At 53.7% G+C, this 24,054-nt stretch carries 17 protein-coding genes and 2 tRNA genes; 8 read left to right on the forward strand and 11 right to left on the reverse strand.

All coding sequences use genetic code 11. The annotated features are described in order from the left end of the window. Positions 1-21: 21 nt before the first annotated feature. From meaB to rsmA, 7 genes are all read right to left on the reverse strand, one after another. Complete coding sequence (gene meaB, locus K4305_RS09520) at positions 22-1,050, reverse strand: methylmalonyl Co-A mutase-associated GTPase MeaB (protein WP_331562180.1); 1,029 nt, start codon at positions 1,048-1,050, stop codon at positions 22-24. Continuing rightward, positions 1,043-3,190, reverse strand: a complete 2,148-nt coding sequence (scpA, locus tag K4305_RS09525) for a methylmalonyl-CoA mutase (protein WP_331562181.1) — start codon at positions 3,188-3,190, stop codon at positions 1,043-1,045. The genes meaB and scpA overlap by 8 nt, the downstream gene beginning before the upstream one ends. Beyond that, the gene (locus K4305_RS09530) at positions 3,187-4,950 is read right to left on the reverse strand and encodes a methylmalonyl-CoA mutase family protein (protein ID WP_331562182.1); all 1,764 of its coding nucleotides are present in this window, start codon (positions 4,948-4,950) and stop codon (positions 3,187-3,189) included. Before K4305_RS09530 ends, scpA begins: the two co-directional genes overlap by 4 nt. A gap of 29 nt (positions 4,951-4,979) precedes the next feature. Beyond that, positions 4,980-6,773, reverse strand: a complete 1,794-nt coding sequence (locus K4305_RS09535; protein ID WP_331562224.1) for a carboxyl transferase domain-containing protein — start codon at positions 6,771-6,773, stop codon at positions 4,980-4,982. A 30-nt stretch (positions 6,774-6,803) separates the two neighbouring features. Further along, on the reverse strand, positions 6,804-7,211 hold the full coding sequence (mce, locus tag K4305_RS09540) for a methylmalonyl-CoA epimerase (RefSeq protein ID WP_331562183.1): 408 nt from the start codon (positions 7,209-7,211) through the stop codon (positions 6,804-6,806). Beyond that, positions 7,208-9,130: a propionyl-CoA synthetase gene (locus K4305_RS09545; protein ID WP_331562184.1), complete on the reverse strand. Its 1,923-nt coding sequence runs from the start codon at positions 9,128-9,130 to the stop codon at positions 7,208-7,210. The genes mce and K4305_RS09545 overlap by 4 nt, the downstream gene beginning before the upstream one ends. A gap of 173 nt (positions 9,131-9,303) precedes the next feature. Beyond that, positions 9,304-10,158: a 16S rRNA (adenine(1518)-N(6)/adenine(1519)-N(6))-dimethyltransferase RsmA gene (gene rsmA, locus K4305_RS09550; RefSeq protein ID WP_331562185.1), complete on the reverse strand. Its 855-nt coding sequence runs from the start codon at positions 10,156-10,158 to the stop codon at positions 9,304-9,306. Positions 10,159-10,237: 79 nt separating this feature from the next. Between rsmA and K4305_RS09555 the strand changes: the two genes are divergently transcribed. The 6 genes from K4305_RS09555 to K4305_RS09580 all read left to right on the forward strand — a co-directional run bounded on the left by K4305_RS09555 (position 10,238) and on the right by K4305_RS09580 (position 13,919). Then, positions 10,238-11,218, forward strand: a complete 981-nt coding sequence (locus tag K4305_RS09555) for a transketolase family protein (RefSeq protein WP_331562186.1) — start codon at positions 10,238-10,240, stop codon at positions 11,216-11,218. A 60-nt stretch (positions 11,219-11,278) separates the two neighbouring features. After that, positions 11,279-11,614: a YbaB/EbfC family nucleoid-associated protein gene (locus K4305_RS09560; RefSeq protein WP_331562187.1), complete on the forward strand. Its 336-nt coding sequence runs from the start codon at positions 11,279-11,281 to the stop codon at positions 11,612-11,614. A 6-nt stretch (positions 11,615-11,620) separates the two neighbouring features. Then, positions 11,621-12,241, forward strand: a complete 621-nt coding sequence (gene recR, locus K4305_RS09565; protein WP_331562188.1) for a recombination mediator RecR — start codon at positions 11,621-11,623, stop codon at positions 12,239-12,241. Positions 12,242-12,286: 45 nt separating this feature from the next. Further along, a complete protein-coding gene (locus tag K4305_RS09570) occupies positions 12,287-13,672 on the forward strand; it encodes an FAD-dependent oxidoreductase (protein ID WP_331562189.1) in 1,386 nt (461 codons plus the stop codon). A gap of 85 nt (positions 13,673-13,757) precedes the next feature. Next, positions 13,758-13,830: transfer RNA gene (locus K4305_RS09575), tRNA-Arg, on the forward strand. A 16-nt stretch (positions 13,831-13,846) separates the two neighbouring features. Then, positions 13,847-13,919 (forward strand) — tRNA-Pro (locus tag K4305_RS09580). 92 nt (positions 13,920-14,011) lie between these two features. Here K4305_RS09580 and K4305_RS09585 read toward each other — a convergent pair. Continuing rightward, on the reverse strand, positions 14,012-14,440 hold the full coding sequence (locus K4305_RS09585) for a hypothetical protein (protein WP_331562190.1): 429 nt from the start codon (positions 14,438-14,440) through the stop codon (positions 14,012-14,014). 23 nt (positions 14,441-14,463) lie between these two features. Further along, complete coding sequence (locus K4305_RS09590; RefSeq protein ID WP_331562191.1) at positions 14,464-16,746, reverse strand: heavy metal translocating P-type ATPase; 2,283 nt, start codon at positions 16,744-16,746, stop codon at positions 14,464-14,466. 455 nt (positions 16,747-17,201) lie between these two features. Here K4305_RS09590 and K4305_RS09595 point away from each other — a divergent pair, with 455 nt between their 5' ends. Both K4305_RS09595 and K4305_RS09600 read left to right on the forward strand, forming a co-directional pair. Beyond that, a complete protein-coding gene (locus K4305_RS09595; RefSeq protein WP_331562192.1) occupies positions 17,202-21,389 on the forward strand; it encodes a PAS domain S-box protein in 4,188 nt (1,395 codons plus the stop codon). Positions 21,390-21,403: 14 nt separating this feature from the next. Then, positions 21,404-21,766, forward strand: a complete 363-nt coding sequence (locus K4305_RS09600) for a response regulator (protein WP_331562193.1) — start codon at positions 21,404-21,406, stop codon at positions 21,764-21,766. A gap of 64 nt (positions 21,767-21,830) precedes the next feature. Here the strand turns inward: K4305_RS09600 and K4305_RS09605 are convergent, their stop codons facing one another. Together K4305_RS09605 and K4305_RS09610 are read right to left on the reverse strand one after the other, a co-directional pair. Further along, entirely contained in the window at positions 21,831-22,499 is a 669-nt protein-coding gene (locus K4305_RS09605; protein WP_331562194.1) for a PAS domain-containing protein, read from the reverse strand. A 53-nt stretch (positions 22,500-22,552) separates the two neighbouring features. After that, positions 22,553-23,806: a response regulator gene (locus tag K4305_RS09610; RefSeq protein WP_331562195.1), complete on the reverse strand. Its 1,254-nt coding sequence runs from the start codon at positions 23,804-23,806 to the stop codon at positions 22,553-22,555. Positions 23,807-24,054 lie beyond the last annotated feature (248 nt).

The following is a 24,054-nucleotide window of genomic DNA, read 5'->3' on the forward strand; positions in this document are numbered from 1 at the left end:
TCCGGGTGACTTCTTTTTGCGTCAGGTTCTGTTCTGAAACGCTTCGAGCAGGGCTTTTGCCCCGCTGAAAGGGCTGAGGTTCTCTGAAAGAACCTTTTGCTCTATGCCGGGCAGCATTGCATGCACGGCCCGGCTGCTGAAGAAGCGGGTTTTGAGCATGGATTCAAGCGAGGTATAGAGCAGCTTCTTCAACTGTTCCTTCCTGCGTGCCTGCAGGATGTTCCGGCTGCGCATGGAGGCGACGGATTCGCGGATCTCCTTCCACACCTCGCCAATGCCTTTTCCGGTAACGGACGAGGTGAGAAACACTCTGCGTTCATGGAAACGGTGTTTAGGGGGAAGCATACGCAGAGCGGCTTCGGAATCGGCTTTCGATACCAGCGCAAGCGGTTCCTGTGCGCCATCGCTTTTGGTGACTGCTATTGCGTCGGCGATTTCCATGATGCCGCGTTTGATTCCCTGCAGTTCGTCGCCCGATCCCGGGAGCATGAGCAGGAGAATGAAATCCACCATCGAATCTACCGTGATTTCCGACTGACCGACCCCTACGGTTTCCACGATTACCACATCAAATCCTGCGGCTTCGCACAGCACTATGGCTTCATGTGTTTTCGGCGATGTTCCGCCGAGATGTCCCGAGGAGGCCGTTGGCCGGATGAACGCTTCCGGATGCGCGGCGAGCGTTTCCATGCGTGCCTTGTCGCCGAGGATACTGCCGCCTGAACGGCTGCTGCTGGGGTCAACGGCGAGCACTGCAAGACGGAGCCCCTCTGCTATGATCTCTTTGCCGAGCGATTCGATAAAGGTGCTTTTGCCTGCTCCCGGCGATCCTGTTATGCCGATGCGGATGGTTTCCCTTTTTACTGCAAGACAGCGGTCGAGCACCTCGTGCGCTTTCGACTCGTGTTCCGGTTTTGTCGATTCCACGAGCGTGATGGCCCGGCTGAGCATTCTGCGGTTTCCTTCCAGGATTCCCGCCACAATCTCGTCGACGCCGGGTTCGTATGGTTTCCTTTTTTCCGGCATGGACGTTTCAATGCCTTCAGGCATCCTCGAACCGTTCGATCAGCATTCCGAGAATGCGTATGGCAGCCTCCGCAATCACGGTTCCAGGTCCGAAGATGCCGGCGACGCCTTGACTGATGAGGAATTCGTGGTCGCGTTCGGGAATGATTCCTCCGGCTATGACGAGAATATCTTCACGTTTTGCGGTTTTCAGGGCCTCTATGATTTTCGGTATGAGGGTCTTGTGGCCGGCGGCAAGGCTCGATATGCCGATGAGATGCACGTCGTTGTCGAGCGCCTGTTCCACTACCTCTTCCGGTGTCTGAAAGAGGGGGCTTATATCGACGTCGAAGCCGATGTCGGCAAATCCGGCAGCGATCACCTTGGCGCCGCGGTCGTGTCCGTCCTGACCGACCTTGGCCACCATGATGCGCGGCCTGCGACCGTCGAGCGCGGCGAACCTGTCGGCAAGTTCCCTCGCTTCCTGGAATAGGGTGTTGTTGTGCATCTGCGAGCGGTAGACGTTGGTATTGAGCCTTATGGTTGACCGGTAACGCCCGAAGACTTTTTCGCATGCTGAAGAAATTTCTCCGAGCGTTGCCCTTTTTCTTGCGGCATCGACCGCGAGTTCGAGCAGGTTGCCCCGGCCATCGGCTGCGCAGGTTTCGATGGCCTGCAGGGCAGCGTCTACCGATGCCCCGTCTCTTTCCGCGCGCATCATCTGCAGTCGATCAAGTTGCTGGCGGAGCACGAGGGTGTTGTCGACTTCAAGCAGTTCGATGTCGGTTCTGCTCGATGTGGTGAACCCGTTGACTCCGACAATGATATCCTCTCCGCTGTCGATACGGGCCTGTTTGCGTGTTGCAGCTTCTTCGATGCGCAGTTTTGGTATGCCGCGCTCGATGGCTTTTACCATTCCTCCGGCTTCTTCGATTTCTTCTATGAGTTTCCAGGCTTTTCCGGCGAGTTCGCCAGTAAGGTGCTCGACATAGTGCGATCCGGCCCAGGGGTCGATGCAGCGGGTGATGTCTGTCTCTTCCTGCAGGTAGAGCTGCGTGTTGCGCGCGATCCTTGCCGAAAATGGAGAAGGGAGCGCGATAGCCTCGTCGAGCGCGTTGGTGTGCAGCGACTGGGTATGGCCGAGTGCGGCAGCGAGCGCTTCTACACAGGTGCGGGTGATATTGTTGAATGGATCCTGCTCGGTAAGACTCCAGCCCGAAGTCTGGCAGTGCGAGCGCAGCATCAGCGATTTCGGGCTTTTCGGATTGAATGAACTCACGATTTTCGCCCAGAGCATTCTTGCCGCGCGCAGCTTGGCGATTTCCATGAAGTAGTTCATGCCGACCGCCCAGAAGAACGAGAGGCGCGGCGCGAATGCATCAATGTCGAGCCCGGCCTTCAGGCCGGTGCGGATGTATTCAAGCCCGTCGGCCAGCGTGTATGCGAGTTCGAGATCCGCCGTGGCTCCCGCTTCCTGCATGTGGTATCCGGAAATGCTGATGGAGTTGAATTTCGGCATGTTCCGGCTGGTGTACCGGAAGATGTCGCCGATGATGCGCATCGAGGGTTCCGGCGGGTAGATGTAGGTGTTGCGTACCATGAACTCCTTGAGGATGTCGTTCTGAATGGTGCCGCTGAGCTTGTCGGGCGCAACTCCCTGTTCTTCGGCGGCCACGATGTAGAAGGCCATGACAGGAAGTACGGCGCCGTTCATGGTCATGGACACGGAAATGTCGCCGAGGGGTATCTGGTTGAAAAGGATTTTCATATCCTCCACCGAATCGACGGCCACACCGGCTTTTCCTACATCGCCGACCACCCGGGGGTGATCTGAATCGTAACCGCGATGTGTTGGAAGATCGAACGCTACCGAAAGCCCTTTCTGGCCTGCGGCAAGGTTTTTGCGGTAAAAGGCGTTCGACTCTTCGGCGGTTGAAAATCCGGCGTATTGGCGGATAGTCCATGGCCGCGTCGTGTACATGGTTGTATACGGGCCTCCGGCAAAGGGGGGAAATCCCGGAGCGAAATGCAGGTGCCCGGCATCTTTATTGTCATCGGCGTCGTAGAGGGATCTGATGTCGATGCCTTCGGCTGTCGTCCATGTTTGCTTATGCCGGGGAGCGGCAAGCTCCGGTATTCCGGTTTGTTCGGAAAAGATATCGATGGCGGAAAAGTCCGGTCTCATTGTATTCCGGTTTTAATGTGGTACGATTGCAGCATGGCAGCAACATTCACCCCTGTATGGATGAAACTGTCAAGACCCGCGGCGAGCAATTGTTCGTGCTCTTCCGGCGGTTTTCCTGCCATGACGATGATAGTTCCGGGCTGTAGTTCCCTGATAGTCCGGCAGATCAGTTCTGCGGCGGGCACCGGATTCTTTTCGGCGATGCAGAGAGCAACGATAGCCGGGCTGTTTTCGAGAGCGGTGTCGCAGGATGCCCGGACGGCGTCAAGCATGGCGGTTCCGGCAATGTCGAATCCTCCGCACAGGAAAAAGTCTTCCGTAAATGCGGCCTGCCTGAAACCGATTGACGGATCGCCCGAGAGCCAGATGAAGACGGAAGGTATGGAGCCCGTCTGCAACCGGTGTCGCTCGGTCCTGAGCCGGAGCAGTTCGAAGGATGCAGTCAGGCTGGCTTGCGGGGATGTTTCCGCAGCTTTCTGCAATTCTTCGAGATGCTTTTCCTGCGCCGCAGTAAGAGGCCAGAGGTAGCGGTTTACGCCTATCAGGTTTTTTTTCCGGTTTTCGACGTTCTTTTTTTCTCTGGATGCAGCTTGTGCTACGGTATCGGATACCATGTTCTTGCGTATTGCTTCGGCAAGTCCTCCGGCGGCTTCGATCTCACTGAAGTATTTCCAGGCTGACGCTGCCAGTTCTGCGGTCAGGGTTTCAATATAGTACGAGCCGGCCGCCGGATCGCTGACGCGGTCAAGAAAGCACTCTTCGCTGAGGATGAGATGGACGTTTGACGAGATGCGTTCGGCATCGTTTCGGGGAACTGAAATGCCGCTGTCGAACGGGTCTATCTGAAGGGTGTCGTATCCGCCAAGAATGGACGATACCGCTTCGGTTGTCTGTCTGAGTACGTTGGTGAACGGGTCGAGCAGTGAGATGTTTTTTGCTGAGGTTCTGGCGAAAAGCCTGACGGCAGAGGTTTCAGCGGCTCCATAAGCCTTCAGTACGAAGGGGAGCAGCGATCGGAGCGCTCTTGGTTTTGCAAGTTCCGGAAAGTGGCTGGATCCGGCTGCCATGACGATCTCGATGGCGGCAGCGATGCGTTCCGGATTTTCGCCTTCTCCGGTAAACCGGTGCATGAGATCGCTCACTCCGGCCAGTGCGAGCGCGATTTCCTGTGATGGCGTTGCGCCGCGATCATGCCAGGGTACGGTATCGACCGGCAGAAAGCGGAATGCCGGCATGGGTAGCGCCGCAAGGAACAGCCCTTGAGAGTTCCGGGGCGGCTCCGTCAGGAGAGATCCGTCGTTTTCACTGAATCCCGGTATTGAAGCAAGGTTTTCCAGCAGTCTGACAGGGTCTCCGACGGATCCTGAAAGATAGATACCCGCGGCAGGGATATGAATGCCCTTGAACAGCAGTTCAAGGTTTTCTTTGCTGCAGAGATCGGAACTGGAAATAAAATATTCAATCGCTGCGGTATTTTCCGACAGCGCGGCAATGGCATCGCGGTTTGCCGTCCCGCAGTCGGTTACAGGGATGCGTCGGCAGTTGTTCCAGCGGTTTTGCGATTTTTCGACGCTGAATCCGGGAGGCGTGAGCATATGGTCTCTGGCATATCGGGGTTCAAGAACGAACCCGTCAGGAGTGCTCCACCTGATACGGTCATAGGGGGTATCCCTGAGATCGGCTGTTGCCCTGGTTTTCCATTCTTCCCAGCTGACAGGGGGAAAGTCCTGAAACAGCGGTTTACCGGTGGTAGATGTCATGATTGTAGTTTACTGAACATGTTGAGGGTTCATTGAGCCCTGAATACCGGCGTTGCCGCAAGACGACGCAGCAGTTCGGCGATTTTGCTTTTCATCCCGGTCGGCAGGGCGGTCATATCGGCATAGCCTTTCTGCTTCAGCCACCATGTGGTCTGGAAATCCCTTGAAGTTCGTCTGCCGGTGTACTGTTCGATGACCCGTTTTCCCGAAAAGCCGATGTTGCCGGCGTTATGCTCGAATATGCGCAAGCCCCTTGCAGCAAAACCGATGGCAACTCCGCCGAGCGTGGGATCGGTGACAATGGTTATGACCGGCAGTCCGGCCTTCTCGACACTTGAAATGGCGACATGGAGTTTTGGAAGACTGACCATCGATGAACAGCCTTCATGCATTCTTGCGCCTCCGCCGCCCGCCTGGATGATGATCGGCTTTTTTTCGGCGACTGCGATTGCTGCGGCACGCCGGATTTTCTCGCCGGTGGACATGCAGAAGGATCCGCCGAGAAAGTTGAAGTTGGTTGCGCAGAAAACGACGCCGATCCCTTCGATGGTTCCGTCTCCTGTTATGAACGAAGATGCGGCGCCGGTTTTGCGTCGCGCTTCCTGGATCTTCTGCTCGTAGTCGGGAAATTCCAGAATGTCGCGGTCGACGATGTAGCGGGTTTCGGGGTGCTCGCGGAAGGATCCTTTATCGAGCACAAGATCGACGTAGTCGTGCGCCGTCAGACGGACATAGCGATGTCCGCAGGTCGAGCAGACGAAACTGTCGGCCAGCAGTTTCGAATAGAGCACAGGATCGTGGACCTTGTTGCCTTCGCTGTCTGTGCATTTCTTGTGCCGTGCTACGAAAAGGACTTTTTCAGGTTTTGGAATGAAGTAAGAGACCTGTTTTTCGAACGAAAGGATATCTTCTTCGCTGATGGTATTCCATTGCCCGATTTTTTCCCATCGCTGCATTCTCTTTTCGAATACCTCGCCGGGAGCAATTGCGCCGAGTTTACGGACTTGTGCGGATACGGCATTCCGGAAGGATTCCATGGCGGCTTCCCTGAAACGGTGCGCAGGTCCCTCCGGTTCAGCGATCAGATCGTCAACGATACCGTTTTTCAGAGCCTCTCTGGCTGTAATCTGGGAAATTTCCGCGGCCAGGCCAGCCTTGTCGCGAGTCCGGAAGAGGATGGATGAGCATGCTTCCGGAGAAATGACCAGATAGGTGGCGTATTCCATGGCAAGCACGACATCACATCCTGTGAGTGCGATAGCCCCGCCGCTGCATCCTCTGTTGACGATCACCGAAAGGGTGGGAACCGTCGCTTCGGCAAGGGCCTGCATGCAACGGCCGATTTTCCATGCGATTCCTCCCGCTTCCGACTCTTCCGTCGGGTCGGCCCCTGCCGTATCGACAATAGTGACAATGATACGGTTTTCCTCTTCGGCTGTCCTGATGGCCTCGATGGCTTTGCGGAATGCTGCAGGAGTGGGCATGCCGTGGTTCCATCGGCTCACGCCGGCAGGATCCTTCATGAGCGTTTTCATGAGCCCGAAGTCCGACGTCGGACCGGATTGCTGTCCGATAAGCATGACCGGCAGGAGAGATTCTCCCGACCGGATTGCTGCCCGGTGGGTCTGGATGACGCAGCTTCCGTGTTCGTCGCTCTGCAGGCACTCTTCCGGCTGTTCGAAAACGGAGAGATAATCGAGGTATTTGGGGCGTTCGGGGTGAAAGGAGAGCTGATATTTTTCGTACTCGGTCAGCGCTTCCAGAGCTTCGCGAGTATAGCTGAAACCCTCTCTTTTCTCGAACGGCAGATAAAAATGTTCCACAGTAGGCACTAAACGTTCTTTCAGGTTAGGTTACGATTTGTGTTCGGTGAATTCGATCAGTACCCTGTTGGTCTCCTTCGGGTGAAGAAAAACGATGCTTTTACCTCCTGCCCCATCTTTGGGTGCCCCAAGGGTGCTGAGGTTCAGAGCCGTGATTCTCCGTGTCTCTTGTTCCAGATCGTCAGTCTCAAGGGCGATATGGTGCATTCCGTCTCCGTTTTTCTGCAGGAACTTCGAAATCGGGCTGTCGTCTGCAAGCGGCTGGAGCAGCTCTATTTTTGTTTCGCCCAGAGGTATGAATGCGACCCGAACCTTTTCCGAGGGAACCTCTTCGACGGTAATGGCCTCAGGGGCGCACCCGAGAACGTTTCGGAACGTTTCGAGTGCGCTGTCGAGGTCCCGGACGGCGATTGCGATATGGTCGATTTTCTTGATCATGCTTCTTTTGTTACGGGCTTGCTGTTTACGGCGTATCCTATAGTTTGCAGCGCCACCCTGATTTCATCGAGAATCGTCGGATCGTCGATCGTTGCCGGCATGGCATATTCCTCGCTGTTGGCGATTTTCCGCATGGTGCCGCGCAGAATTTTACCCGAACGGGTTTTCGGCAGCCGGTTGACGATGACGGCATGTTTAAAGGAGGCGACGGGTCCGATGTTCTCGCGTACGTATTCGATCACATGCCTGATGATCTGGTTTTCAGGCGTATCGACGTTGGCTTTCAGTACCAGGAATCCTAGAGGAACTTCGCCTTTCAGGTCGTCCTTCACGCCTATCACCGCGCTTTCGGCTACGTCGGGGTGTTCGCACAGAGCGGCCTCGATTGCTCCTGTCGAGAGGCGGTGCCCGGCAACGTTGATAATGTCGTCCGTGCGCGACATGATGTGAATGTAGCCGTCTTCGTCGATATACCCGGCGTCGCTGGTCTGGTAGTAGCCGGGAAAACTGGTCATGTAATTTTCCACGAACCGGTTGTCCGCCTTCCAGATAGTCAGCATGGTGCCGGGGGGAAGAGGAAGTTTGACGACGATGTCGCCCATCTGTCCGGCGGGCAGCTGCTGCATCTCCTGATTCACCACCTGGACGTCATAACCGGGAACGGCTCTCGATGCCGAACCGTATTTTACCGGTCCGGGTTCAATGCCCTGGCAGTTCGCGGCGATAGCCCAGCCGGTTTCGGTCTGCCACCAGTGGTCGATGACCGGTACCTGCAGCTTCTCCTCGGCCCATTTCACCGTGTCCGGGTCTGCGCGCTCTCCGGCAAGGAAGAGGGTGCGCAGACTGGAGATGTCGTATTTTTTTATGTGCATGCCTTTCGGGTCCTCTTTTTTGATGGCCCTGAAGGCGGTCGGGGCGGTGAACAGCACCGATACAGAATACTCGTTGACGATTCTCCAGAAGGTTCCGGGATCCGGCGTGCCGACCGGTTTTCCTTCGAAGATCAGCGAGGTGCAGCCGTGCAGAAGAGGGGCATAGACGATATAGGAGTGGCCTACCACCCAGCCGACGTCGCTTGCCGCCCAGTATACCTCTCCGGGCTTGACGTTGTAGACGTTTTCCATCGACCATTTCATGGCTACCATGTGGCCGCCGTTGTCGCGCACGATGCCTTTCGGCTGTCCCGTCGTGCCTGACGTGTAGAGGATATAGAGCGGATCGCCCGATTCGACAGGAACGCATTGCGCAGGTTCAGCGCCGAGCAGCGACTGCTTCCAGGTGAGGTCGCGCTCTTCGTTCAGTTCCGCTTTCAGCTGCTCCCGCTGCTTGATGATGCAGATTTCCGGCTTGAAGTGGGCGAGCTCGATAGCGAAGTCGAGCAGACGTTTGTAGTCCACAACCCGGCCGTGTTCAATGCCGCACGATGCGGAGATAATCACTTTTGGTTTGCAGTCGTCGATCCTTACGGCAAGTTCGTGCGAGGCGAATCCACCGAAAACCACCGAATGAATCGCACCGATTCTCGCACAGGCCAGCATGGCGACCACCGCTTCGGGAATCATCGGCATGTAGATGATGACCCGATCGCCTTTGCGTACCCCTCTTGACTGCAGCGCTCCGGCAAAGAGCGCTACGATATCGCGAAACTCCCTGTAGGTATAGCGTTCCTTTGTGCCGGTGACCGGGCTGTCGTATATGACGGCAAGCTGGTTGCCCCGCCCTTCGTCGACATGGCGGTCAAGCGCGTTGTAGCATGTGTTGGTTCTGCCTCCTGAAAACCAGCGGTAAAACGGCGGGTTCGAGGAATCCAGCACGGAATCCCATTTTTTGTACCAGTGAAGTTCCGATGCGGCGTTGCCCCAGAACTCTTCCGGCTGCTCGATCGACTGTTTGAATACGGTATTGTAGGAATGCGACATACGAGTAACCCCCTTGAATTTCTAAGGTTGTTGGTGACATGCAGGGAGAATCTGTCAGCAGGAACAGCATTGAACAGGCAGAACGGCGGAGAAACCGGGTTTTCTGTGGCTGTTTCGGATCTGCACTTTCAGATGGTGAAATTACCTAAACTTCATTTTAACAAAAAATCGATTTACGGACAATCAACAATTGTTGAGGTTTCTCTGCCGTTTTTGTTCGTTCTGCGGATCGATCGGCATTGCGGATCTTTTTTGGTGATCGAATGGAACAACCTGAAAAAATCATCTACAGTGAGCGCTTCGGCACGCAGCGCAAGTGTTTCATTCGAGGTCTGCTCAAGGTTGTAATCATCCTTGAGGTTGTTCAGGAGCGTTTTGCGGCGCTGACGGAAAGCGCACCGCACAAAGCGACTGAACCCTTCAGGATCGGCGAGCGGTACATCTTTTTTCGGTTTCAGGGTGATGACCGCGCTGTCCACTCCCGGTTGCGGCCTGAACACCTTGCGCCCAACCTTGAAGCAGTATCTGACGTCGAAGAAAGCCTGCAGCTGTACGGCAAGGATGCCGTAATCCCTGGTGGAAGGTTCAGCGACGATACGCATGGCAACTTCGTGCTGCATCATGAGCGTGGCCCGGCTAATACTCTTCCGGTTTTCAAGCAGCTTGAAGAGGATCGGACTTGTTATCGAGTAGGGGATATTTCCGAGAACGCACAGCTTGCCGCTTCCAGCAAGAGCCTGCAGGTCGGTTTTCAGGAAATCGGCTTCGATGACGGTAAGTTCGGGGTATTCGGAACGGATGAATGCCGCGAGTTTCGGATCTTTTTCGACAACCGTGAACGAAGGAACGATTTCCCTGATTTCCCTGGTCAGCGCGCCGAAGCCCGGACCGATTTCAAGGATGCGATCAGCATCTTCGGCTTCCGAAATTCTGACGATTTTTTTCGGGATATTCCGGTCGGTGAGAAAGTTCTGCCCTAATTGTTTTTTTACCGCTATTTCTGTATGCTTATATTCAACTTTTGCCATGATGTCCGGAGTTTTTCTCTATGGATTCAATTGATGCCGGGCGGAACTGCTTTTTTAAATTTAAGTTATTCTGGAATTAATGGGAGAAAATAACATCGACGCGGCACCCCTTCACTATGTTTCGCGGGGGAACAAGGCTACCCGTACCGGATTCGGCGAAGCTCTGCTTGAGATCGGACGCGAGAACAGCGCTGTCGTCGGGCTGTGTGCCGATCTGACCGGTTCGCTTAATATGAACCGGTTTCGCGATGCATTTCCCGACCGTTTTTTCCAGACAGGTATTGCCGAAGCCAACATGATTTCCATGGCGGCTGGTCTTGCAACGACCGGAAAAATTCCTTTTGCGGCAAGTTTTGCCGTTTTCGCGACCGGTAGGGTTTACGACCAGATCCGTCAGTCGGTATGCTATTCGAACCTCAATGTGAAGATCTGCGCTTCGCACGCCGGTCTGACGCTCGGCGAAGACGGCGCGACCCATCAGATTCTCGAGGATATCGGTCTCATGCGCGGACTTCCGCGGATGACCGTTGTGGTGCCCTGCGACTACAGCGAAACCAAACGTGCGGCAAGAGCGATCGCAAAGCACGAAGGACCGCTCTATTTCCGTTTCGGACGGCCGAACGTGCCTGATTTCACGCTCGACGAGGATGGATTCGAGATCGGCAAGTCCATCGAGCTGCATCCAGGCAGTGATGTCACGGTCATAGCCTGCGGCATCATGGTATGGAAAGCCCTCGAAGCCGCCATTATTCTTGAAAAAGAAGGCGTAGGCGTACGGGTGATCAACATGCACACCATCAAGCCGATAGATACCCTGGCCATTGTCCGCGCCGCCAACGATACCGGCGCCATAGTGACTGCGGAAGAGCATCAGATCCATAACGGCCTGGGAGATGCCGTCGCTGGTGTCTGCGCCCGCAACATACCGGTGCCGATCGAGATGGTGGGCGTCGAGGATCGGTTCGGCGAGTCGGGCAAACCCGATGAGCTGCTTGACAAGTACAAGCTCACCACAGCAGATATTCTCGAAAAAATCTATCTGGCTCTGCGCAGGAAGTGAGGTCTGCAGTGCATTAACCGTGGAAGTAAACGAAACTATTGTAATAAGGAACTCCGAACGATGGGTATGCCGAATTTAGGCGATATGATGAAGCAGATTCAGAAAGCCGGCGAGAAAATGCAGGATGTGCAGAATCAGCTTGAAAAACTTGTTGCGCATGGCGAGTCCGGCGGCGGTATGGTGAAGGTCAGCGTGAGCGGCAAGCAGAAACTGCTTTCGCTTTCCATCGATCCCGATATCCTCGACGATGTCGAGATGGTGCAGGATCTGGTGATCGCAGCGGTCAACAACGCTCTCGATGCTTCGGCGGCGCTTGCCCAGGAGGAGATATCCAAAGCGGCCGGAGGCATGATCAATCCCGCGGATATCCTTAAGAACATGAACCTCGGTAAATAGCATTTCATGCGGTATACGTCGGCGGCAATAGAAACACTGATTGAGGAGTTTTCAAAACTGCCGGGCATAGGGCGTAAAACCGCCCAGCGTCTTGCAATGTACATCCTGCAGCAGCCGAGGACCGCAGCCGAAACGCTGGCCCGAGCGCTTGTCGATATCAAGGAAAAAGTCGTACGCTGCTCGGTATGCCAGAATGTTACCGATCGTGACGCAGACCCATGCCATATCTGCCGCAGCACGGCCCGCGACCGTACGGTTATCTGTGTGGTCGAATCTCCTGCCGATGTACTTGCATTTGAAAAAACAGGACATTACAAGGGGCAGTACCATGTGCTTCATGGTCTTATATCTCCTCTTGACGGTATAGGGCCTGACGATATCAGGCTCCATGAACTGCTTGTCCGCTTTGAAAAAAAAACCTGCGAAGAAAATCCTGTCAGGGAGGTAGTGCTGGCGCTCAACCCTACGGTCGAAGGGGAAACCACCTCGATGTATATCGGCAGACTGCTCAAGCCGTACGGCATTGCCGTCACGAAGATCGCCCGCGGCATTCCTGTCGGTGCAGAGCTCGAGTTTATTGACGAAGCAACGCTTTCACGGGCGATGGAGGGAAGGTTTGCGGTCTGAGGCCGTTTTTCCCTGCCGGTGAGGTTAAACGAGAAACGCATTATCATGAGTTCAGATAAAAAAACGGTACTGATACTCGGCGGCGGTCTTGCCGGTCTTACGGCCGCAAAACGACTGACGGACAGAGGGCTGCAGGTCAGGGTACTGGAAAAGAGAGATATATACGGAGGCAAGGTTTCGGCGTGGAAAGATGAGGAGGGCGACTGGATAGAGTCGGGAACCCATTGCTTTTTCGGTGCCTACGACGTGCTTTACGATCTGATGAAGGAGATCAGGAGCTATCATGCGGTTCTCTGGAAAGATCATCAGCTTACCTATACGCTCGAAGGAGGCAAGCGCTTCACCTTCAATACCTGGGATCTTCCAAGCCCGCTCCATCTGCTGCCGGCCATTGTCAGAAACGGTTATTTTTCTTTCGGCGAGATGGCTTCGTTTTCCCGTTCGCTTATACCTCTCGCCCTGAAGCAGTCCGGTTATCCGCCGACCCAGGATCATCTCACCTTTGCCGAATGGGCCGAACAGAAGCGGTTCGGAAAACGGCTCATGGAGAAAATGTTCAGGCCGATGTCGCTTGCGCTGAAGTTCATTCCTCCCGAGGAAATTTCCGCGAAGATCATTCTCGATGTTACCGAAACCTTCTATCGCATACCGGATTCTTCCTGCATGGGGTTTCTGAAAGGATCTCCCCAGGAGTATCTCCATCAGCCCCTTCTCGATTACTCGATCTCCCGCGGCGCGGTTTTCAGGAACAGAACCGCTGTCGATGAACTGCTTTTCGACGGAGGGGAGATCAGAGGAGTACAGCTCCGGAACGGAGAAATCCTTACTGCGGACTACTATCTCTCGGCTCTTCCGATCCACACGCTCAACAGGGTGCTTCCTGCCGGGCTCAAACAGCATGACCGTTTTTTCGGAGGACTTTCGAATCTCGAAGGCGTTCCGGTCATTTCCGTCCAGATCTGGTATGATCGGCAGATCGTACAGGATGACAATGTGCTCTTCAGTCCCGACGGCATCATTCCGGTATATGCCGATCTTGCCCGCACAACCCCGGAGTACCGGACGCTTCGTGGAAAACCGTTCGAGGGCATGACCCGCTTCGAGTTCTGCGTTGCGCCCGCCCGCGATCTCATGCGGCTTTCCAGGGAAGAGATTATCCGGCAGGTCGATCTCAGTGTCCGTTCCTGTTATCCTTACCAGACCGATGGGGCGAAAGTGCTTAAATCAACCCTGGTGAAAATACCGAATTCCGTCTATGCGCCCCTGCCGAATATGGAGCAGTACCGCCCGACGCAGGCAACTCCGGTTCGCAATCTGTTTATTGCCGGGGGTTTTTCCCGCCAGCTCTACTACGATTCTATGGGCGGCGCGGTCATGAGCGCAAATCTTGCCGCGGAGGCGATTCTGAAAGCAGAGGGACGGGAGAACTGATTTTTCTCGGGAAAAAAGTTGTGCGATAGGGTCGAATTTTATATCTTCAAAACCCTGATACAATCGGCGTCGGTTGACTCAGCGTGCCCTTGTAGCTCAGTGGATAGAGCAGTGGTTTCCGGAACCAAAGGTCGGCAGTTCGAGTCTGTCCAAGGGCGCAGGAAAAAAAGTTTTCGGGGTGTGGCTCAGATGGTAGAGTGCTGCGTTCGGGACGCAGAGGTCGTGGGTTCGAGTCCCGCCACCCCGACGTTAAAGGCGGTTACGGCAGGTTCCGTAGCCGCCTTTTTTATTGCCCGGTAAGTCCGATTACCTTGCAGGCTGCCGCAGTATCGCTATTTTTCAGTAATAGTGCCAGTCGCCGCCTTCGTCCCCACGGACCCTGTATCCATAAACGGCAATTCTCATTCCTTTTTTCAGAAATCCGTCGTTTTGAGCGTGGTTGATGACGACGCGGAGAGGCTTGCTGCTTGCATGGGAATATTCAGGATCGGCACCATCTTCGTTCGTCACCCGCGTCCTTACGAGCATGATGCCGTAATGAGCCGGAAAAGTACGATCCTTACCCGGAGAGCCCGATGCATAGTGCCTTTTGCCGTCGCGGACGATGTAAGATGCTTTTATGAATTTGTCCGGCTGCCAGGTTACCTCTTCGATGGTTCCCCGTATCGTCATTTGACCGATGGCTGGCATAGGTGCGCTGTAAAGCCCTACGCTGCTGCCGGTCAATATGACCAGGCACCAGAGGATTGAAAACAGGTGGCGCATCATTTCTCCATATATGCCTGTTTCGTTCAGAGTTTAATGGTTTTCAGCCGAAGCGAGTTGCTGACGACCGATACGCTGCTTCCCGCCATGGCTATACCGGAAAAAACCGGATTGAGGACGATGCCGAAAACCGGATAGAGCGCCCCTGCCGCAAGGGGAATGCCGACGATGTTGTAAATGAATGCCCAGAACAGGTTCTGCCGGATGATTCGCATTGTGGCCCGGGAGAGCGTGATGGCTTGCGGGAGTTTGCGGATATCCCCTTTAAGGAGCGTTATGCCGGCCGATTCCATGGCGATGTCGGTTCCGGTGGCCATAGCGATCCCGACGTCTGCGCAGACCAGGGCAGGAGCGTCGTTAATGCCGTCTCCGGCCATGGCCACAATGTTTCCCTCATCCTGCAGCTTTTTGATTTTTGCGGCTTTTTCGGTTGGCAGCACTCCGGCGATCACTTCGTCGATTCCTGCAAGCGAAGCGATATGCGATGCCGCTGCAGGATTGTCGCCGGTCATCATGACGATTCTCATTCCTTGTTTTTTCATGGCAGCGACGGCTTCTTTCGCTCCTTCTTTCAGCGAGTCTGAAAGAGCTATGATTCCAGCCGCTTTCCGGTCGATTTCCACGATGACGACGGTTTTTCCCTGCTCCAGCAAGGCTTGAAGAGCCGGCAGCAGGGTTTCCTGCATGGCGGGTTTTCTGACCATCACCTGAACGTCGCCCTGCATGGCTTTAACGCCGAAACCTTCGGAAGCCTCGAATGCGGTCATTTCAGGCAGTTCCAGCTTTTCTGATTTAGCTGCCCGGACAATTGCTTCGCCAAGCGGGTGTTCGGAGTACCGTTCCACTCCGGCGGCTAACTGAAGCAGGGCGTCGGCCGTTATGCCGTTGTCGAGCGAGATCGTATCGCTGAGGGTTGGAGCTCCTTTAGTGATGGTTCCGGTTTTATCGAGCACGACGGTATCGACCCGGCTGAGGCGTTCGAGGCTCTCTGCATTACGGATAAGCATGCCGTTTTGCGCCCCTTTCCCTATTCCCGTGATGATGGCGGTGGGGGTGGCAAGGCCGAGCGCGCAGGGGCAGGCGATGACGAGGATGCCCACGAATCCCATGACGGCGTAGGGGAGCGCGGACTGGAACCCGAGGATCGATGAGCCCAGGATAAGCCATGCGATGAGGGTTGATACGGCAATCGCGAGTACCGCCGGCACGAAAACGGCTGCGATACGATCGGCGATATTCTGAATCGGGGCTTTCGAGCCCTGCGCCTCTTCGACCATGGCAATGATGCGGGCGAGCAGGGTTTCCTTGCCGACTTTCATGGCAGTGAAGGTGAACGATCCCTGCCTGTTAATCGTGCCGGCCATTACCTTGTCGCCCTCTTTGCGGTCAACGGGAAACGGTTCGCCGGTCACCATCGATTCGTCTATCGAGGAACTGCCTTTTGCAATGATGCCGTCAACGGGAATTTTAGCTCCCGGTTTGACAAGCAGAAGATTTCCTTTTTTCACTTCCTCTACCGGAATCTCGATTTCCTCGCCTTTACGGAGCACTATTGCTGATTTTGCCTGGAGGCCGACGAGTCTGCCTATCGCTTCGCCGGTTTTCAGTCTCGATCGGGATTCCAGGTATTTGCCGAGATGAACGAATCCGATGACGACGATGGTGACATCGAAATAGGTGTGCGATGGCAGTGCGAGCAGTTCTCTGAGGGAGGGGAAAATCGTGACAATGGAGCTGTAGGTAAATGCCGAAAGTGTTCCGATGCCGATCAGCGTATCCATGTTGGCAACTTTATGGCGCAAGAACATCCTGATACCGTCGAGAAACTGCGTGCCGATGCGAAAAATGAAGAACGCCGCAAGAATCATGGTGACGCCGTTGAAAACCTCCATGGACAGAGGCATGTGGGGCAGGCTGCTGAATGCCGATGCGGCGATATCCCACATCATGAAAAGGAATACAAGCAGGGCTGCAGGCAGCGAGCGCATGACGAGTTTTCTCTGGCGTTCGAGTTGTTCCTCCTTGTGGGCGAACAATTCGTTGCCTGAAGTCAGGGTTACGGATCCGATGCCCGCTGCGGAAGATCCGGCTCCGCTTTTCTCACTGACAAGCTCATAGCCGTATTTTCTTACGACGGCATTAAGTTCATCGTCGGAAAGAGGTTTATCGCTGAAAGTGATTTTTGCCTCTTCCGTTGCAGGATTCACATCGACCTTTCCGATTCCTGCGGTTTCAGAGAGTTTCTTTGTGATTATTGCGGCACAGCTTGCGCAGTGCATGCCTTTGACGTGGTAAATAGTATCATCCATGGAGTCGCTGCAACGGTTGATCCTGTTCTGATTGTTGTCCGCTCTGCTATCCTGATTGACTACGCAATGTCCTTATGATTAGTTCCTCGATCAGCGTAACGTCGGCTTTGATTCCGGTGGCGATGTGAAATTGAGATTTTTTTCGGGTGTTCGGGTCGTTTTGAAATATCCCTTTTTTATTATAGAGAACCATGGCAGGGATCGTTATTGCAAATTCCTGAAAAAAAAAAGAGCGGAACGGAGTACTTTGGTAATGTTTCGATTGCTATGCTGTTAATGGTTTTTATGGCGTTATTGAGTATATATATTATTCATATACGTTTTATATATAACGGGGTTGTCTTTATTTGTTGTGTTGGTATATTCTTCAAATTGTCTTATATCTACGGAAAAGTCCTTTCGCTGCGTCCTGTTGTGTTTCTGTCAAGATGGTTTTCTGATTGCAAAACTGAACGATGAACGACGATACTTCTATTATTGCAGCCGGAACGAGCGAGAGCGAACTCTGTCGTCTGCAGGCTGAGCATGCCGAAATGAAGGCTATGCTTCGGCGTTTTGATATGGTTGTCGAAGCCACAAAAGCCGGATACTGGGACTGGGATATGCGTACCGGCAGTGTTTATGTCAATGCCGGATGGGCTGAAATGATCGGTTACAAGCTCGATGAGATTGCACCGGTCACCATAGAGACCTGGGAAGCATTCTGCCATCCTGACGACTTCCTGAAATCAGGCGAGCTGCTTGCGCGGCATTTCAACGGAGAGGCTGATTACTACGAAATAGAGCTGAGGATGCGGCACAAGCACGGCCACTGGATATGGGTGCTTGACCGGGGAAAGGTTTTCGAGACCGACGCAGCGGGCAAGCCGCTGAGGATGGTCGGTTCCCATCAGGATATAAGCTGTCGAAAACGTGCCGAAGAGAGGCTGAAGCAGGAGCGGAAACTGTTTCTGGAAGGACCCGTGACGGTTTTCAGGTGGAACAACGTTCCGGGACTTCCTGCCGAATATGTTTCGCCCAACGTCTCCCTTTTGTTCGGTTACGATCCGGAAGATTTCACTGACGGCAGGGTGAACTATGTCGAGGTGATCCACCCGGACGATCTCGAACGGGTACAGGAAGAACTTGAGCGTTATTCAGCCGATCCGGACAGAACCTCCTTCGAGCAGGAATATCGCGTGCTCCGCAAGGACGGCACAACGGCCTGGGTTTATGATTTTACGGCAATCGTCAGGGACGATGACGGCCGTATCGCCTGCTATGAAGGGTATCTGCTCGATAACTCGCTTCGCAAGCAGTCCGAAGCGTCGCTTGCCTATAACCGTCAGTTCGAGCGTCTTGTCTCGTCGCTGGCGAACCGGTTCATCAATGTTTCGGCCGATGGCATCGATGCCATGATCAACGAGGCGCTGCGAAGCATCGGCGAATTCGTCCGGGCCGATCGCAGCTATATTTTCCAGTACTACGACAACCTTCGGTTCATGGACAACACCCACGAGTGGTGTGCCGGGGGCATCGAGCCGCAGATGGATATTCTCCAGCGGCTGCCGACCGAGGATTTTTCGTGGTCGACTGACAAGATCGCAAACAAGGAGGTGATTATCGCTCCAAGGGTTTCCGAACTGCCTGACGAAGCCGCTTCGGAACGCGACATACTTCAGCAGCAGGATATCCTCTCCGTCATTCTTATACCGCTTGTATCGGGGAAAGTGCCTTTCGGCTATATCGGTTTCGATGCCGTGAGGGAAGAGCGCCAGTGGCCGGCAGATGCGGCCTCGATTCTCATGCTGGCCGGCGGCATCATTGCAAACGCGCTGCAGCGCAAGCAGGTCGAGCAGCTCATTCAGAGCGAGCTCGATCTGGCCCTGAAACTGAGCGCATCGCAGTCGTTCGGGGAGACCCTGCGGCACTGTCTTCAGGCGGCGATAGACATCTCGGGAATGGATTGCGGAGGAATCTATCTTGTCAATGAAGCCGACAGCACTCTTGGTCTCGCCTACAGTCAGGGCGTGTCGGATGATTTCGTACAGGGCACATGCCACTACATGCCCGATTCAACACAATGCATGCTGGTCGCTTCAGGCACTCCATTATACGGCCGTTACGCCGATATTAACGACAATCCCTCCGAAGCGTTGATCCGGGAAGGACTGAAAGCGATTGCCGTGCTTCCGGTTGTCAGCAAAAACCGTGTCGTTGCCAGCCTTAACGTTGCCTCACATTCGCTCGAGCAGGTGCCTGCGTTTTCACGCAAAGCGCTTGAAACGGTGGCGTCGCATATCGGCGCGGCCATCATTCAGGCCAACCACGAAGAGCGGATAAGCGCGGTCAACAAGAATCTGGAAGCGCTTTTCGATACCATCGACGATATGCTGTTCATAATAGGCGCCGACGGAACCATCATGCACACCAATGCCGCAACCGTTGCTTTACTGGGATATTCCCGGGAAGAACTGCTGCAGATGCATGTGCTCGATGTGCATCCTCCTGAACAGCGTGAAGAGGCTGAAACCAATGTTGAACGGATGCTCGCCGGAGAAAAGAACGTCTGTCTCATTCCGCTGCTTCAGAAATCGGGGGAGCTGCTTCCGGTTGAAACAAAAATAACGCACGGTACCTGGGACGGCAAGCCGGTCCTTTTCGGCATCAGTCGGGATATTTCAGAGCGGTTGAAAAATCAGTCCGCCATAGTGGAGAGCGAAAAGAAATTCCGTGAGCTCACCGAGTACCTTCCTCTGCCGCTTTTCGAGACCGACATGCAGGGGATCGTCACCTATATCAACCTTGAAGGACAGCAGTTTTTCAGTTTGCAGCCCCAGGAGCTGCAGCAGGGTGTTTCGGCGTTCAGCTTCTGCATACCAGACGAGCTGGATAAGGCGCTTGCAAACCAGAAGCTGATGTTTGAGCCGGATTACATACCCAGAGGAAACGAGTACACCGTGATCATGAGGGACGGCAGCCGGCGACCGGTTCTTTTATACAGTACTCCGATCAGGCAGCAGGGGGCGTTTACAGGGGTGCGAACAACCGTTGTCGATCTCTACGAACTCAAACGCGCCGAAGCCGCATTGCGCGAAAGCGCGTTGCAGCAACGCGTCAGCGAGGAGTTCCGGTCAATTATCGACAATATTCCCGGGGTAGTATACCATATCTCGACCGATGATTCGATACGGTTTCTTTCGGATGTCAAAACGGTCTCTTCCAACAGGGAGATCCTGTCTACTGTCGCGGGTTCGATCGAACAGATTCTTGCATATATACACCCCGACGATCGTCAGCTTGTTGTCGATTCATACAGCGAGCTTCGAAAATCAAGAGGATTGCAGGTTATCGTCTATCGGATAGTGCATCCCGATGGCGCAGTAAGATGGATCGAAGATCGCAGAACCTCGGTTTTTTTTGAAGACGGAAGCTATTCCGGTATTGACGGCATTCTGTTCGATATAACGGATAGAGTTGCGGCTCAGGAAGAAAAACAGCAGCTCGAGTCGCGACTGAAAAAAACCCAGCGTCTCGAAACCATAGGCACCCTTGCCGGCGGCATAGCACATGATTTCAACAATATTCTGACCCCTGTTCTCGGATATGCGGAAATGGGAGCCATGTCCCTTTCCGATGACGATCCGCTGCATGAGTATTTCGCCGAAATCATGCAGGCTGCCGGGAGGGCGCAGAACCTCGTTGCGCAGATTCTTACCTTCAGTCGGGCGGACGAACGCACACCTGTTGTGGTGAGCGTGCAGGCAATCGTCGATGAGGCGCTGAAGCTCCTCCGCCCTTCGATTCCTGCAACCATCACCATCAGTCAGACCATCGACGGCAACTGCGGTCATATCCTGGCCGATCCTTCCCGGATCCATCAGGTTATCGTCAACCTCTGCACCAATGCGTTCCAGGCTATGGAAATTTCAGGCGGCGACATAGCAATCGATCTGCGGGAAATCGCTCCTGATAGCGAATTGCGCAAGCTTATGCCGAAACTGACCGGCGACAGGTATGTTCAGCTCAGCGTTTCCGATACCGGCCATGGCATGGACGATGCGACGATGGAACGGATTTTCGAGCCGTTTTATACCACCAAGCCTGTCAACAAGGGCACCGGTCTGGGTCTGTCGGTCGTGCATGGCATTGTGACGAGCTGCAAGGGCGATGTGGCAGTCGAGAGCGTTGTCGGTAAGGGCAGTACCTTCAGGATCTACCTGCCAGTGATAAAGGGACAGACGGCATTACAGGAAGGAGAGGCCGCTCGGTTGCAAGGTTCCCAAAGCGCCAGCATTCTCTTTGTCGACGACGAGCCGGCAACCGTACAGCTCATGAGCGTGATGATGGGCAAGCTTGGATTCAGCATTCGGGCCCTGAGTTCGCCAAGAGAGGCGCTTGTACTTTTCCGCAATGATCCCGCCGCATTCGATATTGTGATCACCGACCTTACCATGCCGGAGATGACCGGTATAGAATTCGCTCGCGAGCTGCACGAAATCAGTCCGCATCTTCCGGTTGTTCTGATGACCGGTTATGGCAAAGATATTGAATATACCGTTCCACTGAGCCGTTACGGTATCAGAAAATTACTGAAAAAACCGGTAAGGCTTGCCCAGCTTGCCCAGTCAGTCAGGGAAGTCCTCTCCGTATCCGATCAATAATAATTGCAGGTACAATGAATATACTTGTTATCGATGACGATAGCGCCGTACGAAAATTCATCGGCGTTACGCTTAAAAAGGCCGAACATACCGTCTTCGAGGCAGAAAACGGCAAATCGGGCCTGGAGTTCCTAAAGGGGCGTCCGGAGATCGATCTGGTGATCACCGATCTTATCATGCCTGAAAAGGAAGGTATCGAAACCATCATGGAGATCCGTCGTCAATATCCCTCGATAAAGATTATAGCCATTTCCGGCGGGGGAAAAGTCGGACCCGACAACTACCTGGTTCTTGCGGACGCGCTTGGTGCGCATACCACGCTCAAGAAACCGTTCAGCGGCCAGGAACTGCTCATGAGCCTGAACCTGCTGCAGTGATTATAATAGCAAGTCGAATGCAGTGCCGAAGTAGATTTTTTTTTGCTCTCAGAGTATGTTGCGCTTATGATTCGCTGCTTTTGACGATCATGGCATACTCCGGCAGGTCGCTCATAGGTTTTGTATGCATTGCCAGAGACCATTCGGCATTGATATATGAACCATCATAGTTCCTGAACCTGGATTTGAACGTTACAATCGCCTCATTTCTCGTTTCTTTTTCAAGGGCTTTTTCTATTACGCTGAAGTCTTCAGGATGCATGATGTTTTTCAGGTTCGTTCCGGATAACGTGTCTCCTGGGTACCCAAGATAGTTTTCAAGAGAGCCGCTCAGGTCAACGATCGATTTGTTGTGGTCAAGCACGGCGTATGCATCGATGCAGGGTTTGTAAAGGTCTGAAAACGTTTGTACATGCAGACGAAACTTGCGAAAAAGGGTATCGATGTCCATGCGGTATCGGGAAAGCATAAGGGTTTCTCCGAGTATCGTCGAGGTCTGATGGGGAACTTCGCCCGCCAGGAGCCATTGGATATCGGCGCCATCCATTTCCAGCCGTTCTATCATTTTTTTGCCAGGGGCGCATTTGCCGGTAAGGTATGGCGTCATCTGTGCCGGATATTTTATACCGACTGCCCGGCAGAAGGCATTGATCGATCCATGCTTTTTCTGTATATACTTTCTCAGGCGGTAATGAAATCCCGGGCTTATTCCGGGCCTTGCAAGGGTTTGCATATGCTCTGGCATAGAGGAATTCTTAATATGGGATTCTGTTACTCGCTCGGGCATCAGTCAGGCATGCTGAATTCCGGCAGCCAGTGCCGGAGAACATGTTCAAATTCCCGACGGTTCAATGGTTTCGGAAGAAAGTCGTTCATGCCTGTCTCGAAACAGCTTTCGCGGTCTTCCTGTCTGGTGTGGGCTGTCAGGGCAACGATCGGAGTGTTTTTTCCGGATTCTATCCGCCGGATGATGCGGGTCGCTTCGAGGCCATCCATTTCAGGCATCTGAATATCCATGAAAATGAGGTCGTAATGTCTTTTTTCAAAAGCATTGACGGCCTCTTTTCCGTTCAAGGCAAAATCAGCCCGTAAACCCGATCTCTGCAGCATCAGGTGCAGTACCTGCCGATTGACGGGATTATCTTCTGCAACAAGTATTCTGGGCCGATTTTCATTATCCGAGGAGGTTATTATGGCTGAAGATGGCGTTGCTGGTTCGGCAGGTGTGTTTGCGGCCACAGCAGGCACTTCAGGGCGGTTTTTCTGACGTGAACGGCATTCCGGCACAGTAAACCAGAAACATGCGCCGTGCTCCTTACGGTTTTCCATGCCGATTTCGCCTCCCATAAGCCTAGCCAGCGCTTTCGCTAATGCCAGCCCGATGCCGAGTCCCTCCTGTTTGCGCGTCGATGAGCCGTCAATCTGCGAAAAGGGATCGAAGATTGTTCCGATCTTGTCTTCAGGTATGCCGGGTCCGGTGTCGTTGACAGTGAAGCGTAGTGTATCGTTCTTTTCGCCATGTTGTTCAAGAGCGACCAGGATGTCCACGTTGCCTTTGGCCGTGAACCTGACGGCATTCTCCGCAAGGCTTGTCAGTACATGATTCAGTTTTTCCGGATCCCCCTCGATCCGGTCGGGTACGCCGGTATCGATATGAATGAAAAACCCGATACCTTTCTGCCCTGCGGCAGGAGAGAGCGCCTTTTCGATTTCCGACAACAGATCCGAAAGCGAGAAAGCGCGTCGATCTGCATTGAGGGTTCCGGAAACGGTGTTAGAAAACGTCAGGATGGCATCGGTAAGTAGAAGGAGCGAAACCGTGCTCGATCTGATGGTTTCAGCGAAAAAGCGCTGTTTCAGGTCAAGTTCGGAATCGAGCAGGCAGTCTGTCATGCCGATGATGCCCTTAAGAGGGGTTCTGATTTCGTATGAAACGTTGTTGAGAAACTCGCTTTTCAGTGTCGTTATTTCCCTGTCGTGCCTTGCAGTATCTCTGCAGAATGGTTTTCCGGCCTTTTTCTGCTCGTTGTTATCGGCCATTGCAGGGAATGGAACGTGATGTTTTATAATCATTACATGAAACAGATACATGAAGATATAAGAATTTTCTCATACTATCGACATAAAATGTGGGGTCTTTTAACGGACATTTCCTCATTGAACGCCTGAAAGTATTGATTGAACCAGTGCTTAAGCCTGAAGACCATATTGACCGGAAAGTTTTCGACCCTGTTTCGGACTTCCTGAATGCGCCCATTAATGATATTGATATTATATGTGAATTGATA

It is taken from the genome of Chlorobium sp., assembly GCF_036528655.1.
In the GTDB taxonomy this organism is placed as follows: Bacteria; Bacteroidota; Chlorobiia; order Chlorobiales; family Chlorobiaceae; genus Chlorobium.

Coding starts and splice junctions, on each gene's coding strand:
- K4305_RS09530 (WP_331562182.1), bottom strand. CDS start 4,950: ATGACATCTACCACCGGTAAACCGCTGTTTCAGGACTTTCCCCCTGTC.
- scpA (WP_331562181.1), bottom strand. CDS start 3,190: ATGAGACCGGACTTTTCCGCCATCGATATCTTTTCCGAACAAACCGGA.
- K4305_RS09570 (WP_331562189.1), top strand. CDS start 12,287: ATGAGTTCAGATAAAAAAACGGTACTGATACTCGGCGGCGGTCTTGCC.
- recR (WP_331562188.1), top strand. CDS start 11,621: ATGCGGTATACGTCGGCGGCAATAGAAACACTGATTGAGGAGTTTTCA.
- meaB (WP_331562180.1), bottom strand. CDS start 1,050: ATGCCTGAAGGCATTGAAACGTCCATGCCGGAAAAAAGGAAACCATAC.
- K4305_RS09585 (WP_331562190.1), bottom strand. CDS start 14,440: ATGATGCGCCACCTGTTTTCAATCCTCTGGTGCCTGGTCATATTGACC.
- K4305_RS09600 (WP_331562193.1), top strand. CDS start 21,404: ATGAATATACTTGTTATCGATGACGATAGCGCCGTACGAAAATTCATC.
- K4305_RS09545 (WP_331562184.1), bottom strand. CDS start 9,130: ATGTCGCATTCCTACAATACCGTATTCAAACAGTCGATCGAGCAGCCG.
- mce (WP_331562183.1), bottom strand. CDS start 7,211: ATGATCAAGAAAATCGACCATATCGCAATCGCCGTCCGGGACCTCGAC.
- K4305_RS09595 (WP_331562192.1), top strand. CDS start 17,202: ATGAACGACGATACTTCTATTATTGCAGCCGGAACGAGCGAGAGCGAA.
- rsmA (WP_331562185.1), bottom strand. CDS start 10,158: ATGGCAAAAGTTGAATATAAGCATACAGAAATAGCGGTAAAAAAACAA.
- K4305_RS09590 (WP_331562191.1), bottom strand. CDS start 16,746: ATGGATGATACTATTTACCACGTCAAAGGCATGCACTGCGCAAGCTGT.
- K4305_RS09560 (WP_331562187.1), top strand. CDS start 11,279: ATGGGTATGCCGAATTTAGGCGATATGATGAAGCAGATTCAGAAAGCC.
- K4305_RS09610 (WP_331562195.1), bottom strand. CDS start 23,806: ATGGCCGATAACAACGAGCAGAAAAAGGCCGGAAAACCATTCTGCAGA.
- K4305_RS09605 (WP_331562194.1), bottom strand. CDS start 22,499: ATGCAAACCCTTGCAAGGCCCGGAATAAGCCCGGGATTTCATTACCGC.
- K4305_RS09555 (WP_331562186.1), top strand. CDS start 10,238: ATGGGAGAAAATAACATCGACGCGGCACCCCTTCACTATGTTTCGCGG.